General features: G+C 45.0%; 12 protein-coding genes. 6 read left to right on the top strand and 6 right to left on the bottom strand.

Annotation, left to right across the window (positions count from 1 at the left end; genetic code table 11):
• Positions 1-72: 72 nt before the first annotated feature.
• Complete coding sequence (locus tag NB463_RS16700) at positions 73-1329, bottom strand: D-amino acid dehydrogenase (RefSeq protein WP_170892538.1); 1257 nt, start codon at positions 1327-1329, stop codon at positions 73-75.
• A 106-nt stretch (positions 1330-1435) separates the two neighbouring features.
• On the opposite strand from NB463_RS16700, the gene NB463_RS16695 reads away from it, so the two are divergent.
• Positions 1436-2353, top strand: a complete 918-nt coding sequence (locus tag NB463_RS16695; protein ID WP_258431369.1) for a LysR substrate-binding domain-containing protein — start codon at positions 1436-1438, stop codon at positions 2351-2353.
• A 63-nt stretch (positions 2354-2416) separates the two neighbouring features.
• Here NB463_RS16695 and NB463_RS16690 read toward each other — a convergent pair whose 3' ends face one another.
• Positions 2417-4156, bottom strand: a complete 1740-nt coding sequence (locus NB463_RS16690) for an amidohydrolase (RefSeq protein WP_258431368.1) — start codon at positions 4154-4156, stop codon at positions 2417-2419.
• A gap of 289 nt (positions 4157-4445) precedes the next feature.
• Here NB463_RS16690 and NB463_RS16685 point away from each other — a divergent pair, with 289 nt between their 5' ends.
• The 3 genes from NB463_RS16685 (at position 4446) to NB463_RS16675 (ending at position 8083) form a co-directional block, all read left to right on the top strand.
• On the top strand, positions 4446-5714 hold the full coding sequence (locus NB463_RS16685; protein ID WP_258431367.1) for an O-acetylhomoserine aminocarboxypropyltransferase/cysteine synthase family protein: 1269 nt from the start codon (positions 4446-4448) through the stop codon (positions 5712-5714).
• Between the two features lie 207 nt (positions 5715-5921).
• Positions 5922-7253: an aspartate aminotransferase family protein gene (locus NB463_RS16680; protein WP_258431366.1), complete on the top strand. Its 1332-nt coding sequence runs from the start codon at positions 5922-5924 to the stop codon at positions 7251-7253.
• On the top strand, positions 7244-8083 hold the full coding sequence (locus NB463_RS16675) for a 3-keto-5-aminohexanoate cleavage protein (RefSeq protein WP_258431365.1): 840 nt from the start codon (positions 7244-7246) through the stop codon (positions 8081-8083). Before NB463_RS16680 ends, NB463_RS16675 begins: the two co-directional genes overlap by 10 nt.
• Before the next feature lie 70 nt (positions 8084-8153).
• On the opposite strand, the gene NB463_RS16670 is transcribed toward NB463_RS16675, so the two are convergent.
• From NB463_RS16670 to NB463_RS16655, 4 genes are all read right to left on the bottom strand, one after another.
• Positions 8154-9521, bottom strand: a complete 1368-nt coding sequence (locus NB463_RS16670) for a Na+/H+ antiporter NhaC family protein (RefSeq protein WP_258431385.1) — start codon at positions 9519-9521, stop codon at positions 8154-8156.
• Positions 9522-9701: 180 nt separating this feature from the next.
• Complete coding sequence (locus NB463_RS16665) at positions 9702-10289, bottom strand: DedA family protein (protein WP_005391489.1); 588 nt, start codon at positions 10287-10289, stop codon at positions 9702-9704.
• Between the two features lie 204 nt (positions 10290-10493).
• The gene (locus NB463_RS16660; protein ID WP_005391488.1) at positions 10494-12029 is read right to left on the bottom strand and encodes a bifunctional GNAT family N-acetyltransferase/carbon-nitrogen hydrolase family protein; all 1536 of its coding nucleotides are present in this window, start codon (positions 12027-12029) and stop codon (positions 10494-10496) included.
• A gap of 120 nt (positions 12030-12149) precedes the next feature.
• Entirely contained in the window at positions 12150-13031 is an 882-nt protein-coding gene (locus tag NB463_RS16655; RefSeq protein WP_258431363.1) for a LysR family transcriptional regulator, read from the bottom strand.
• Between the two features lie 404 nt (positions 13032-13435).
• On the opposite strand from NB463_RS16655, the gene NB463_RS16650 reads away from it, so the two are divergent.
• Together NB463_RS16650 and NB463_RS16645 are read left to right on the top strand one after the other, a co-directional pair.
• Positions 13436-13999 (top strand): porin family protein, encoded by a 564-nt coding sequence (locus tag NB463_RS16650; protein WP_012842100.1) that lies wholly within the window; start codon positions 13436-13438, stop codon positions 13997-13999.
• 583 nt (positions 14000-14582) lie between these two features.
• Entirely contained in the window at positions 14583-15944 is a 1362-nt protein-coding gene (locus tag NB463_RS16645) for a BRCT domain-containing protein (protein WP_047010175.1), read from the top strand.
• Positions 15945-16164 lie beyond the last annotated feature (220 nt).

Raw genomic sequence — 16164 nt, 5'->3', positions numbered from 1 at the left:
ATGAGTTGAAAATGCCAAATATTATGCATTTTGTGGAGTAAAGGCCTGTTTGTTTTTTATGCAGATATGCCCTTATGCATAACGGCAAAGGTTAAGCTCTGTGTCATCCATCACTTTCGCTTTTTCACCAACCATAATGCTCGCTAGCAAGTGGCCAGAACCACAAGCCATAGTCCAACCCAGAGTGCCGTGTCCGGTGTTAGTAAAAAGGTTATCGTATTTGGTCGCGCCGATAATCGGTGTGCCATCAGGCGTCATTGGTCTAAAGCCACTCCAAAACTCGGCTTGGCTAAAGTCGCCGCAGCGAGGGAAAAGATCACGGATGACCATTTCGATGGTATTTTTTCGTTTTTGCGGAAGGGAGGCATCAAACCCTGCTAATTCTGCGGTGCCCGCTACGCGAATTCTGTCATCAAACCGAGTCATGGCGACTTTATAGGTTTCATCCATCACAGTAGAGCGAGGAGAGAAGTGCTCATCTTCCATTGGGATGGTGAGCGAATAGCCTTTTACTGGATAGACAGGAATCTCAATGTCGAGTTGCTTGAGTAGCGCTGTAGAATAGCTGCCAGAGGCAACCACATATTGGTCCGCTTTAAACTGTCCTCGATTCGTTTGGACACCTATGATCTTTTTGCCTACTGTAACCCAATTGCTTACTTCGGTGTCGAACTCGAACCTCACGCCATGGGCCTTAGCGAGCTCTGTTAGTTGTTGGCAAAACTGATAGCAATCGCCTGTTTCGTCATCTGGCAGATGCAAGCCACCAACCAGTTTATCTTTCACAAGATCCAGTCCAGGTTCTTGTTCAATGCAGCGTTCTACGTCCATCAACTCAAACCGAGTCCCGCTTTGCTCTAGAAGCTGCATATCCTTTTCAATGGCTTGCAGCTGTTGAGGCGTTCGAAATACTTGCAAGGTGCCGAACTGGCGACCTTGATATTCAATGGCATGTTCTTGACGTAATTGTTCCAGACACATACGGCTGTGGTTAGCGATAGAAAGCATGCGAGCTTTGTTGACTTGATAGCGAGACAGGGTGCAATTGGCCACCATCTTACTTGCCCAACTGATCATATCGGCATTGAGGGTTGGCTTGATTTTGAGTGGAGCATGCTCTTCCATTAACCACTTTATGGCTTTAACAGGAACACCAGGCGCAGCCCAAGGCGAAGAATAGCCGTACGAGATCTGCCCAGCATTGGCGAAACTTGTTTCCATTGCACTGCTTGGTTGACGGTCAATAACGGTAACTTGATAGCCTGCTTGAGATAAATACCAAGCAGAGGTTAAGCCGATGACGCCGCTGCCTAATACGATGACTTCCATTGATGTACTCCACACATTTATCTGAGTGGTTAGTTTCTTTTCTTTACCTTTTGTTAACAATCGATATAAATTACATACAGCGTTTAGAAAAACTATAGGCTCAAGGATGAGAAGTAATTTAATAAGTGGCTTGTGTCTGTTTAGCCAAGTCGCGGAGCACAGCAGCTTTACTGGCGCGGCTAAGTTTTTGCACCTCACTACGGGAGCCGTGAGCCAACAAATTATTCATTTGGAAGCGTTATTAGGTTTTACTTTATTTGAACGCCATTCCCGCGGTATTCGTTTAACCGCTAAAGGCACTCAGTTACACCAAGCGACGCAGTTTCACTTTTCCGAGCTGAGCAAACTGCTTGATGAGCTCAAAGTAGAAAAGCACACCAATGAGATTCGCTTAAAATTAACGCCTTCTTTTGCTTTTAAATGGTTAGTCCCAAAGCTGGAAAGTTTTCATCACGAGAACCCGGATATCCAAGTGCAAATCTTCGCGGAAGGGGCGTTAGTGAATAGTGAGATAAAAGATTATGACGTCGCGATAGACTATGGTCTTCATCCTTACCGAAATGCTAACGCGGAGTTGATTTTGGATGAGCAACTGCTGCCCGTAATGAGTCCGAAGTACCTTGAGGATCATGGTTGGCTAAAAGTGCCTTTTGATGAACAAGAATCCTCAATGTCAGTGAAGAAATGGCAGGAGGCGACGCTACTACACGATGCGATGCCATGGGAAAAAGCGACGCGTGACTATGAGTGGCTATATTGGGCGTCAGCAATGGGATTAGACTTTAAAACCGATGTTGGACACTTTTTCAATAGAACGGATATGGCGATGTCTGCGGCGGAAGCAGGAGTTGGGATTGCGATGGCACGAATGGCACTGATTGAGGATGAATTGACGACAGAGCGTTTAGTTTCTCCCTTTCAGCCGGTTCCAGCCAATGCAGGGTACTACTTGATCATTAACACACGAAGCCAGTCCACAAACAAGTTTCGTACTTGGTTATTACAGCAAGTGGAGAGTAAATAGATATAGTGCTTGGTGAGTCAGATAGAAAACACCGCCTCGATGACGGCGGTGTTTTATTTTGGATTACTGTCGTTGATAAACCGACTCGCCTCGGCTGATAGTTTCTTCCACGTTTAGGTCTTTTAGCGCCTTAGGTTCAATCTTCATCGGGTTGTTATCGAGGATGATTAAATCCGCATTCTTACCCACCTCGATAGAACCTTTATACGACTCCTCAAAGTGTTGGTAAGCCGGCCAAATGGTCATGGCTTGCAGCGCGGTGTACGTGTCAACGCGCTGATCTGGCCCCAGTACTTTATCGGTTCTGGTGGTGCGATTGACGGTCGCATCCAATACTCGGAATGAACTTGGCAGCGCCACAGGTGCGTCATGGTGTGTACTGAATTTTAACCCCGCCTTTCTCACAGCTTGAGTTGGTGAAATGAAATCGGCACGAGGATGGCCGAGTACCGAGTCCACATGCCAGTCACCCCAATAAAAAGTATGCATTGGGAATAGAGAAGGAAAGATGCCTTGCGCAGCTAAGCGATCCACTTGGTCTTGGCGCATGGTTTGGCCGTGAATGAGTACAGGTCGGCGGTCTTGTTTTCCTAGCTTTTCATTTGCTTTGGTTACCGCATTGATAAATTGCTCGATCGCCGCGTCACCATTGGCATGCGTCAGCACTTGCCATTCATTTTTAAAGGCTGTTTCTACGTAATCGTAAGCTTGTTGATCTTCGAGAGTTGGGTAGCCAGCGTAGTCTTTATCTTGTCCATGTGGCGGGTGGAAGTAAGGCTGACTTAGCCATGCCGTTTTACCTTGTGGAGAGCCATCAAAGTTCAGCTTTACGCCACCGATGCGGAAATGGTTGGTGTACTCTGGCGTGTTGTATTCCGAGTCCATAAAATCGCTGCTCGATACCATATCTGCGTACGCAACCAAGTCGATCATCAGTTTGTCGTTTTTCGACGCGCGTTTCATCGCTTCATAACCTTCTGATGTTGCTCGTCCTTCTTGAGCCGTGGTATAGCCATATTTCGCGTACATACCTTGCGAGGCTTCTAACATGCGATCTTGAAGTTCTGAATCAATCAACTTATTGAGGTTGAACAGCATTGCAAAGTGCGCGTTTTCTTCTAGGACACCATTTGGTTCTTGGCTGTTTTCCATTCGGCGGATAATGCCACCTTTTGGATCTTCCGATTTTGCCGTGATACCTGCTAGCTCTAGCGCTTTACTGTTTGCGACACTCAAATGCCCCGAAGTGTGGATGATTAATACAGGCTTATCTGTACTGACTTTATCGAGATCCGCTTTGGTAGGGTAGTAATCCAGTTGGGCGTCGTCGTAACCAAAACCTAAAATCCATCCGGTTTTCTCAATGAATAGGCGTTGCGTATTATTGTTCTCGGCATTTTTCAGAGTTTCGATGATTTTCGCAACGGTATCGGCTTCGCCATCAGGAGATGGCAGCACGTTTGCGACCATGGCTTGCAGACCAACACCATACACATGACTGTGCGGATCAACAAAGCCAGGCAACATAGTTTTGCCTTTTAAGTCGACCAACTGTGTTTTACCGAACTTGTGCTCCATCGCTCCATCTTTGCTGCCGACATAAATGATTTTCTCGCCTAATGTTGCGACGGCTTCGGCGTACTCTGGCTTATCGCTAGCCATGGTTAGGATATCGCCACCATAATAAATTTTGTCTGCGGCGGTTACTTTTAGCGGCTCGGCGACGGCTTCTTTCGCTTCTTCAGAAAAACACCCCGTTAAAGCAAGCCCAGATAGGGCAATGGGGATCCAGTTTTTGTTCATCGGTCATCTCCATACAGAGTAAGGTTTTTGCCTATTGCCCCCATCTCAATGAGTTTGAGAACTCAATAGGTCAAATTCACTTTAGTTCATATTGAAGGAGGATTATCAACAAGATTAAAGACTTTCAATCAAGCGCAAGTTATACCTATCGATGAATATCAAAAATGTTACCTTTTCCCATTTCATAAACGTTTCTGGACTTGGGCAATGTGACCCATAACGAGGTTCTGTGGTTAAAAAGTCGGCATGATAAGTCCACGATTTATCTCGATGACGCTCAAGGAAGAACATGAAAGACGAAACGCTATCCATCCATTTTGGTTACGAAACTGACCCTACCACTAAATCTGTCGCGACACCGATTTATCAAACGGTCGCGTACGAGTTTGATAACGCGCAGCACGGCGCTGATCTGTTTAACTTGGAAGTACCGGGGAATATCTACACTCGCATCATGAATCCGACTAACGATGTTCTGGAAAAGCGCATGGCGGCGTTAGAAGGCGGCATTGCCGGGTTGGTCGTGAGTGCGGGGAGTGCAGCGATTAACTATGCGATTCTGACGTTAGCACAAGCGGGCGATAACATCGTCTCTACGCCGCAACTTTATGGCGGTACTTACACCTTGTTTGCGCACATGTTGCCAAATCAGGGGATTCAGGTGAAGTTTGCCAAAGATGACAAACCAGAAAGTTTGGCTGAGTTAATTGATGAAAATACCAAAGCGGTGTACTGCGAGAGCATTGGTAACCCAGCCGGTAATATCATTGATTTAGAACGCGTAGCGGAGCTTGCTCACGCACAAGGAGTACCTGTGATTGTGGATAACACCGTCGCGACGCCAGTGCTGTGCAAACCCATCGAGTTCGGTGCGGATATCGTCGTTCACTCTCTCACTAAATACGTTGGTGGGCATGGCACCACATTGGGTGGCGTGATTGTGGATTCCGGTAAATTCCCTTGGGCGCAGCACAAAGACCGCTTTCCCGTTTTCAACCAACCAGAACCTTCTTACCACGGCGTGGTGTATACCGAAGCGTTTGGTGAGGCGGCATTTATCGGGCGCGCGCGTACCGTACCATTGCGTAATACCGGATCGGCATTATCACCGATGAATGCATTTATGCTTATGCAAGGGCTAGAAACGTTACCGCTGCGTATGGAGCGCCATACCGAGAACACTCTCAAAGTGGCTGAGTTCTTGGAACAGAATGACAAAGTCAGTTGGGTGAGTTATGCCGGATTGTCAAGTTCTGAACACTTCCATCTCGCCGAAAAATACATGAAAGGTAAGCCTTCTGCGATTTTGTCGTTTGGTTTAAAAGACGGCTATGACGCAGGTGTGCGCTTTTATGACGCTCTGAAAATCTTTAAGCGTTTGGTGAACATTGGCGATGCAAAATCATTGGCTTGCCATCCAGCATCGACGACTCATCGTCAGTTGAGCGAAGCAGAACAAAAACAAGCTGGTGTGTCACCAGAGATGATTCGTTTATCTGTAGGTATTGAGCATATTGACGATATTCTAGCCGATTTAGAACAGGCACTAAACGCGTAAACGATTCTGTTTTTAGCTTTTGGTTACCCATAGGCCAGCCTTTAAAAAAGCTGGCCTGTTTTTATTTTATTATTTAAATATCAAAGGCTTTGGTTCTTTTGGTTTGTGGTATTCCAAAAGCTCATAGAGGGTGAAATTTATTCCCTTGTCACGTATGGGGTTTTTCCTGATGATGTGTGCAAATATTACACATTGGAAGGGACTCAAATGTCTTACGTATTTCACCGTCATTGCCATGCCACGCTACCAATCATCGATAGAGGTGAAGGTGTTTATCTATTCGATAAGCATGGAAAGCAGTATCTCGATGCTTGTGGTGGTGCTGCGGTATCAAACCTTGGCCACAGTCATCACGCCGTTAAAAAAGCCATGTTGGAACAGATCGAGCGAGTGCCGTTTGCTCATACTGGATTTTTTACTAGTGACAGCAGTGAGCACCTAGCGGAATTGATTTGTCAGTACATGCCTGAGCAGTTCAACCATGTGTATTTACTCAGTGGCGGGTCAGAAGCGGTGGAGTCGGCACTAAAAATGGCACGGCAGTATTTCGTGGAATCAGGTAAGCCAGAGAAGAAGCAATTCATCGCGCGTCAGCAAAGCTATCACGGCAATACGTTGGGAGCTCTAGCGGTCGGTGGCAATGAATGGCGACGTGAACCGTTCAAGCCTATCTTGCACCCGAGCCATCATATCGCCCCGTGCTACGCTTATCGGTATCAGCAGACTCATGAGTCGGAATTGGATTACTCATTGCGAACGGCGAATGAACTTGAGGCAAAAATTCTTGAGTTGGGGGCTGAGAATGTAATGGCTTTTGTCGCCGAGCCTATTGTGGGAGCCACAGCTGGAGCTGTGCCAGCGACTCAAGGTTACTTCAAACGTATTCGCGAAATATGCGACCAATACGATGTGTTATTGATCTTGGATGAAGTCATGTGTGGCGTTGGGCGAAGTGGCAGTTTTTTTGCGTTTGAGCAAGAAGAGGCAGAGCCCGATCTGGTTTGTATGGCTAAAGGGCTTGGTGCGGGTTATCAACCTATTGGCGCGGTGGTTGCGAATGATCGAGTCTATCAAGCTATTGCTGATGGAAGCGGTTTTTTCCAACACGGTCATACCTTTATGGCGCACCCTGTGGCGTGCGCTGCCGCCGTGGCAACCATTGAAACCATCTTCCAAGATGATTTATTAACAGCGGTGAATCAGCAAAGTGTTTTGCTGCGTAAAGAGCTTACTTCTACATTGGCCCATTTACCATACATTGGCGACATTCGTGGTAAAGGCTTGTTTTTGGGCATTGAGCTGGTGGCGGAGAAAGAAAGCAAGGCGCCGCTGAGTAAAGCCACATTGGCAGACAAACGCATCAAACAGCGAGCAATGGAAAATGGCTTAATGTGCTATCCAATGGGCGGAACGATTGATGGCGTTAATGGGCACCATATTTTGCTCGCACCGCCATTCATTATTCAGTCTCATCATATTGATGAACTAGTCGGTAAACTCTCACTGACGTTAAAAGAGGTGACGAAGACATGGAAGTAGCAAACCAATATTTGCGAGAACCTATCGCTATTATCGTGGCTCCAAACGGCGCAAGAAAAACCAAGCACGATCACGTCAACTTACCCATGACAACAGACGAACTGGTTGCAGAGGCTATTGCTTGTCAAACGGCAGGGGCTGCCATGATCCATTTGCATGCTAGGGACGCTAACGGACGTCATTCACTAGACATCGACGACAACATGGCAATTTACCATGCCGTGAAAGAAGCGGTGGGAGAAAACATGATGGTTCAGCTCACCACAGAGGCGGTGGGTTTATATTCTCCGTCACAACAGATGGCGTTAGTTAAAGCTGTGAAACCAGAAGCGGCTTCTTTCGCATTGAGGGAGTTAATCCCCGATCGAGCAAGTGAGAAAGAAGGGCATGCCTTTTTCCATTGGGTGGCTGAAAACAACATCGTGAGCCAAATTATTCTCTACGATGCAACCGACATTGAACGTTATTTCCAACTGCGTGATGCGGGCGTGTTACCTAAAACGCATCAGCATGCATTAGTGGTGTTAGGGCGTTATCACCAAGCTCAGCAGTCTTCACCATGGGATTTACGAGGTTTGAATTTGGCGCGTTTTGTCGAGGAAGAAATTCGATGTGCCATTTGTGCTTTTGGCGCGCGAGAGCAAGACTGTTTAGCGAGTGCGATGTTACTTGGATTCGATGTGAGAGTGGGGTTTGAGAATAACCACTTCGATGTGGCAGGCGAATTAGCAATCAGTAACGCGGCTCAGGTGGAAGCTCTACGCGATGTGGCGCATTGCTTCGCGATTCCTTTACACAGTGCGCAAAGTTTGCGTTCAGTTTTGAAGTAAATCTGTTCGCAGCAAGGAAAATAAAGAAGAAAGTAAAAAGGCTCCATCGGAGCCTTTTCGGTATTTGTCGTTAGTTCTCAGTTTGCACTACAGGTTGACGCGCGGGATGTTTGATAAATACCGCGACAACAGCCGCTATCGCTAATGCAAAGCAGTAGTAAGAATTAGCAACTACTTCAATTGGCGATAGGTTGAATACGGAACCTAGCAGCAACACTTGAGCGCCGTAAGGCAACACGCCTTGCACCACGCATGAGAAAATGTCTAACAAGCTTGCTGAGCGGCGAGGAGAGACATTGTTCTCTTCCGCCAACTGGCGCGCCACGCTGCCCGAGACAATGATGGCGACCGTATTGTTTGCCGTGCAACCATTCACCATAGAAACCAAACCCGCGATACCTAGCTCACTCGCGCGGCTGTTGGCATGCTTAGAGTGGCTAGAGCCAAACGCGTGGATAAGGCTGCTAACGAAATTGGTTAGGAAAGCAAGACCGCCTTGACGACGCATCAGTTCACTCAAACCTCCAATTAGCATGGATAACAAGAAGATCTCTTGCATGTTACCAAAGCCTTTATAAACGTCTTGGGCTAGATTAGTCAGTCCGTAATTGTCAATCGATGCCAAGCTCACGCCGCCAGCCAAAAGGATACCAATCGACAGAACCACAAACACATTCACACCAGATACCGCTAGGATCAAAATAGTGATGTACGGCAGGACTTTTAGCCACTCAATATGGCCAGTTGCAGGCACTTGAGTCGCTGTACTGTTGAAAGCGAACACTGCAATCGCGATCAACGCCGCAGGCAAAGCAATACGAATGTTCTCTTTAAACTTGTCTTTCATCTCACAACCTTGAGAGCGTGTCGCCGCGATGGTGGTGTCAGAGATGATAGAAAGGTTATCACCAAACATAGCGCCGCTCAGCACAACGCCTGCGGTTAACGGTAAGCTCATTCCTGCTGATTCAGCAATCCCCAACGCTACGGGGGCAACGGCTGCGATGGTACCCATCGATGTGCCCATCGCTGTTGCGATAAAAGCAGAAATCAGAAAAATGCCCGGCAAAATCATGCTGGTTGGAATTGCGGATAAACCAAGGTTCACCGTTGCATCAACACCGCCAGAGGCTTTTGCTACCGCAGCAAAGGCACCAGCAAGCAGATAGATCATACACATTGCGATGATGTCTGGGTGGCCAACACCACGCATGAAGTGTTCGATTGAGCGGTTAAGTTTCTCTTTACTTAAAAGAAACGCAATGATGATGGCTGGTAATACCGCGATGGGTGCAGGCAGCTGGTAGAAGGCAAATTCAACGCCTTGCAAAGATAAGTAAGTGCCTACGCCAATAAACAGCGCAAGGAATACAATCAATGGGATCAGTGCGACCGCAGAAGGTGCAACTGTTTTAGTTGTTTGTTGGGAACCGGACATGTAAACGACAATGTTAATAATAAGAGAGAAGAGCAGACTAATATCACATTTACGCATTGTCAACGTCTAGACGTCTAAATGGCTATTTAAATTTTGCACGTAAAGAAAAAGATAAAAGCTCGTATTACGTATCTCACTGATACCACGAGCTTTAGTTATGCGCTAATGAAGAGACTGTCGTTATTGCATTGATTTGGCTTTTTTGCGTTTAACAATACCTAAAACCATCCACGTAAATAAGACAGCAGCAAATGCCCATACCAGGTATTTGTATTCGGTGTACAGGTTGCTCAACACGCTTAAATGTTCAAATGCAAAGTGAGTTAACAAGCTGAATACCAATACCCAAACTGTCGCCGCGAGGGCGTTACCGAGCAAAAACTCTCTACGTGGCATTTTCGCGATACCGCATGCAAGAGGCATAAATTGTTTCATTCCTTCAATAAAGCGACTGACGACCAAGCATGTAGGGCCGTATTTCTGGATAGTCAGTTGAAGTGTTTGCATCTTCGGGCCAGAGATATAGCCTTTTTTATCCAACCAGCCTTCAAAGTAATAACCGATTAGGTAACCACAGGTATTCCCAAAAAAGCAGCTTAGCCACGATACCATCATAACCATACTTAGATTCATGACTTGTTCTGAAGAGAGCAAAGATGCCGCGATCATCAGCGATTGACCAGGCATCGGTACACCTATCCCTTCTAGAAATATACTGACAATCAGCGCCAAGTAGCCGTATTGCTCGAGCAAAGGCTTCATTGACATGAGAAGTTCGTTAATGTGTTCCAAAAGCTTTCCCCTAATAAAAGCGGAACGAAGTTGGAGTGATACTCCGAATGTCCTACTGGGTCAATTCTTGTTTCTCACCGCTGAGAAAAACTGACATGCCTCTGATTATTGTGCGGAATAAATCTGCTGCTTGTTTTATTCGCCGCCACGCTCCCGTGTGGCGACGAATAAGGCACACCTTTATGACTCTTTAGCTTTAGTAAATGCGCCATACAAATCAAGACGTCGGTGACGTAAGTTGGTTACTGAACCCTCGGTATTCAGTTGCTTCAACTTAGTCAAATCAACATCGGCGAAGATCATCATTTCGGTGTTGGCGCTTGCTTCTGTCAAGGTCGCATCGTGCGGGAAGTAGATATCCGACGGTGAGAATACGGCAGATTGTGCGTACTGGATGTCCACGTTATCAACACGAGGTAAGTTACCGACACTGCCACCAATTGCAACATAGCATTCGTTTTCAATGGCTCGCGATTGGGAACAAATTCGTACTCGTTGGTAGCCATTTTTTGTGTCCGTCCAGAAAGGAACGAATACAATTTGAGCGCCTTGTTCTGCTAACATTCTTCCCAATTCAGGGAATTCGCTGTCATAACAAATAAGTATGCCGACTTTGCCCGCATCGGTTTCGAACACTTGAACATTGTCACCACCGTCGATCACCCAGTCTCTTTGTTCATGAGGCGTGATGTGGATTTTATATTGAGCGTTAATTTCACCATCTCGTTGCAGCAAGTAGGCCACATTATACAGTTTGCCATCTTCGATAACGGGCATACTGCCTGCAATAATGTTGATGTTGTAGGTGACCGCCATCTGCGAGAAACGGTTTTTGATCTCTTCTGTAAAGCTAGCCAAAAAGCGGATTGCTTCAACGGAATTTTTGTCGTTTTGCAAGCCCATCAGCGGTGCGTTAAAGAACTCAGGGAATAGGGCGAAATCGGCTTTATAGTTCGCAAGAGAAGAGATGAAGAACTCAGCCTGATCGAGCAAATCCTCCAGGTCATTCATCGCGCGCATTTGCCACTGGACGACACCAATCCGAATCAGTGTTTTTTCTACATCGTGTACGGATTGAATATCCTCTTCGTAGAAAAAGTTATCCCACTCCAGCAGTGTCGCGTAACCTTTAGAAGCACTGTCCTCTGGCAAGTATCCACGCATGATACGTTTTACATCGAAGTCGTTAGCAAGCTGAAAAGACAAAATAGGGTCATGAAGCTCACGGCGTTTTACTTTGTCGATGTACTCTGCAACGCTCAGTTCATCTGCGTATTGGTGGTAATTAGGAATGCGACCACCGGCTAAAATGGCTTTGAAGTTCTTACTACGGCAAAGCTCTTTACGCGCATCATATAAACGGCGACCTAAACGTAGCCCTCGATAGTCTGGGTGGACAAATACATCGAGACCATACATTGCATCACCAGTTACTTGATTCTGTATAACGTTGTTTTCGGTAATGATGTCGGTATACAGGTGAGGAAGAGAAAAGCGGTTGTAGTCCACTTTAATGGTTAATGCTGCACCGACTATTTTGCCGTTATCTTCAATACAGATTTGGCCATCAGGAAACTGATGAATGAGATCCATAATCGTCAGCCGTGGCCATGAGCCGCCAACATCAGGAAACACTAAGTCCATTAGTTCTGCAAGTTCAGGGTAATCCGTTGGCTCAATGGTACGTAATGAGAGTTTGGGCGAATTGCTGTCCATATCTTTCAATCCATTTATCCTTTTGAAACAGTGTTAATGAGAATGCCACAATTTGGAGCAGACAGATACTGAAGTCTTTGAGTTGTTTTGGTTTACCAAAAGCATTTCAAGAAAACAATATTAGCTTAGTTTGCTCTTCAACCATTCGTAAAACGCCGCCACTTTCTTAGCCGATAGGCGATAATTCGGGATCATCACGTAATAACCATAACCACTCTGTAAAGATAGGTTGAGAATACGTTGGATATCCCCTCTTAAAATAGAATTCTGCGCCATAAAATCAGGAAGTAAGGCGAGTCCTTTTCCCATTTTGACGGCTTCGTAAGCTAGGTAAAAATGTTCAAAGCCTACAGAGTGATAGGTAACGGTTGATTCTACTGCATGTGCAGCCTTAAATTGCTCCCACAACTGAGGGCGAGTGATTTGAGGTATCAACGGATAGTCGCTAACAGCGTGCACATTCTTGAGTGCAGGAGCGTTAGTACAACCGACCAATAGTAGTATTTCTTCGCATAGCAAGTGGCTGTATTCATAATGCGTGGACAATGGAAGACAACGAATATGCAAGTCGCTTTCACCGCTTGAGCCTTTGACGTTCCCATCTCCGGTACAGATTCTTACACGGATATTGGGATGTCGCTGGTGGAAGTCATCAATATGAGGTACCAACCAAAGGCTAGCGAAAGAAGGAGTAACATCCACGGTGAGCAATTCTTGCTTTGAATCTGATTGGATTAAGTTAGCGGTTGCATTCTGAATAAGTTCTAGTGCTTCTGTGACTTGCGGTAGGTAGCGTTTTCCTTCCTCAGTTAACTCAATACCATTCGAGCCTCTTTGTATTAAAGGTAAGCCCACTAGTTGTTCAAGCACGGCGATTTGTTTGCTTACTGCGCTTTGTGTAATGCATAGGGCATCCGCCGCTTTAGAGAAGCTGAGGTAATTTGTAACCGCGACAAACGTCCTTAATGCTCGGATAGAAGGGTACTCACTGCCTTTTAACATACTTCAGTCCCATGGAGATAGCCTCTTCACAGAGTAGGAGATTTACCTATTGAAGCAAAGAGAGAATAAGCCGATGTGTGATTACCTTCCTTACTCGTTCATAAAGAATCCTAAATATAATGGGTATGTAAATAATTGATGATTGGGGTTTGTTTATTGATTTCTCCTATCTTTTGAAAAAACTACAAATAAAATAGAATGTTTTACATCATTAGTATTTACAGAAATCTAATATTGTTTTCTCAAGGCAAATAAAACGGTATAACTTTTAGTTTTGTTGTTCTAATTTCAAAATAATGTCAATTTTTTATAAAGTAGAAAGTGTTTTTCATTAAATTAAAATTGGCATTGCATTTGCTTTGTATAATTCGAACTTTCAATGGCACTTATATTAGGAGAACGAAATGAAAAGCAATGTTGTTACTTTGATTGGCCTTTTTTCTTTAGCAACGTTTAGTACTTTATCTCACGCAGCGGACTCCAAAGATCATGGTGTTTATGTCGGCGCTAATTATGGTTACTTAAAAGTTGATGGACAAGATGACTTTGATGATGACAGTGATGCTATTCAAGGTTTGGTTGGTTACCGTTTTAACCCTTACTTAGCGTTAGAGGGCGGTTACATTGATTTTGGTAGCTATGGTAATAACTTAGCAAATGCCGAAACAGACGGTTACACCGCAGCACTAAAAGTTACAGCCCCTATTGCTGATCGTGTCGATCTTTACGCAAAAGGCGGTCAAATGTGGTACTCGACGGATTACAACGTTGCGGGCTTCCAAGGCAACAAAGATGACGAAGGTGTATTCGCTGGTGCCGGTGTTGGTTTTAAAGTTACTGATAACTTCTTAGTTAACGCAGAATATATGTGGTACGACGTAGAACTGAATGCAGAGAACGTCGCGAATGGTGCAAGCACAAAAACTGATTTTAACCAAGCATCGCTAGGTGTGGAATATCGTTTCTAATATTGTTAACCATGTTTAATCCAATAAAATTGCGAAGCTAAATGGCTTCGCATTTTTATTTTTTAAGAGATTTAATTATCTGCATAAAATTACTAATGAATAAAATGTTTATAAAGTTGGAAGTGTTGATTATTAGAGATCGTCTGCTTATTTTTCTATAGGCTATAAAAGAAGCCGTGCACTAATAGAAAGTAACATCGTAAAAGTAGATCGTGTACTGTTGCAACATAAGTACTGATAGTAGATACAAAAAAGGCCACCCGAAGGTGGCCTTTTCCAAACGTTTGGTGGAGCTGGCGGGATTCGAGAGTTCGTCGCCTTTTCCTTTGTAAGTCTCTGATATACAAGGAAGGTACACCAGTGGTTTACTCGAAATGTAGCACACCTTGTAGAACACTGCTAGTTCGGTTCAGTTCCCACTTTGGGAGTTGAACGGCTCTGCTCTCTATTGAACTTTGGATTAAGTGCATGCAGTTTGTATGATTATGTTCACATATCAACTCTGATGGGCGAGACACGACAGCCCCTGAGCTATTAGAGTTGGTGTCGTAATGCTTTAGGCTTAACTATAGGCAAGGACGACATGGAACTACACAATAAGGTCACAAATGCACTGTCTCGTATAATGGCAGGCAAACGCTCAGACAAACTCATAGTACCTAGAATTACGACCTCGGCTTGGTCTGGTGATTTACATCTTGACGATTGGGGCTTTCGAGTCCCCTTTGGTATGAGAGATGCGTTAGATATTAAGTTTACACCTAGAGTTGTGAGAGAGTATTTTAAGGTTGGTCAAAAGATGGCGTTGCCAAGCCGTCTCAATATCCGTACAAACGACAAGGCCAAGAGAAAAAAAGCTCTTATATCTTCCTCGAACTCACGCATTTGGGCAGGGCACAAGCCTACAGTTGAGCGAGTTGGCTTGTCAGAAGATGACTACTTGTACTTGACGTTTTGTATGGCAAAGAGAAGCCAAAGGTTGGTGTGGACCCAAGGCGCAGTTATTGCGTTTAAGCGCGGAGATACCATACCAAGTACTAATGGGAAGCATGTTGTTTCTGTCAAGTACGCTGACCCTATGGGGCTCGTTGTGAAATCTCGTATAGGGGATAGTGGTGACTATGAAACCTATCGAGAGATGGACTTTGGGTTCGTGCGTTATGAGTTATTCAAAAAAGGTCCAGGAGAGTCGCTAACTCTTATCTCGGAAGGGAAGCTAAATCAGATGGAGTTCTTGAGTTTCCTCGTTAAGGGTATTGAGCAGAAGGAAGAGGATGCTCATACATCACTAGTCAATAGTCTAATGAGTCTAAATCAAGGTGAGTGTTATTTGTCCTTAGGTGATGGTGTTGTCTTTAGTGGTGACTTCGGGGATAGGCTAAGAGACCATGAGGATGCCGCTCGACGTAAGGGGCTTCGCGTAAAGGGGAATATAAGCAAGCTTTGCAGGGTGGTTGTTATTGCTGATAAGCCTAGTCATGGTTGGAAGCATGGAGCTTTTGGATTAAAAGTTGAAAGAGCAATCGAAATGAGAAATGCTGGGGCGGACATCTTTTTTATGAACGAAAAAATGTTTGCCTCTAGTGTTGGTGAAATGTCTGATGCTCCAATAGAGTTGCGTGAGCACAAGCCTACGCGGAAAAATAACAATCACCCAATGAGTGTGTCTATAAGCATTGATGACTTGTACAGCGGTGAGGTGGTACAAGCTGATGGCATGCGGATCGCGCTTACGGGAACGTTTGAGCTAATGCAACGTAAAGAGTTAGAGCGTCTTTTGGCCCAAAAATATAACTTTGTGTGTAAAAAAGCGATAGCAAAGGATACTAAGTTACTTGTTGTAGGCGATAAGAAGGCTGACTATAGCGCTAAGCTATTAAATGCTCAAAAGCTAGGGGTTGAGGTTTTGACCGAATCGGAGTTTTTAGAGGAATATCCGGTTTGATTGTCAGAGGCTTTATTTTTCTGTAAAAAATCTGAGCACCCATATACATAGTGAGATTGCCAGCTTTTCCCCCATACCCCCTTCACCCTCGCTTGGGAACTACATTTCGATAGAACTACTACCAGCTCATATCTAACTTTAAAGGTATGAGTTGGAATACTCTTGTTATAGGTCAAGTGCAATAGGTTATGCCCAAATGCATACATTCTAAGGGTGTTAT

The organism is Vibrio sp. RM-41-2B, from assembly GCF_024744415.1.
GTDB classification, from domain to species: Bacteria; Pseudomonadota; Gammaproteobacteria; order Enterobacterales; family Vibrionaceae; genus Vibrio; species Vibrio diabolicus.
Note: the sequence above shows the minus strand (reverse complement) of the source record. Positions and strands in the feature narration are given on the sequence as shown.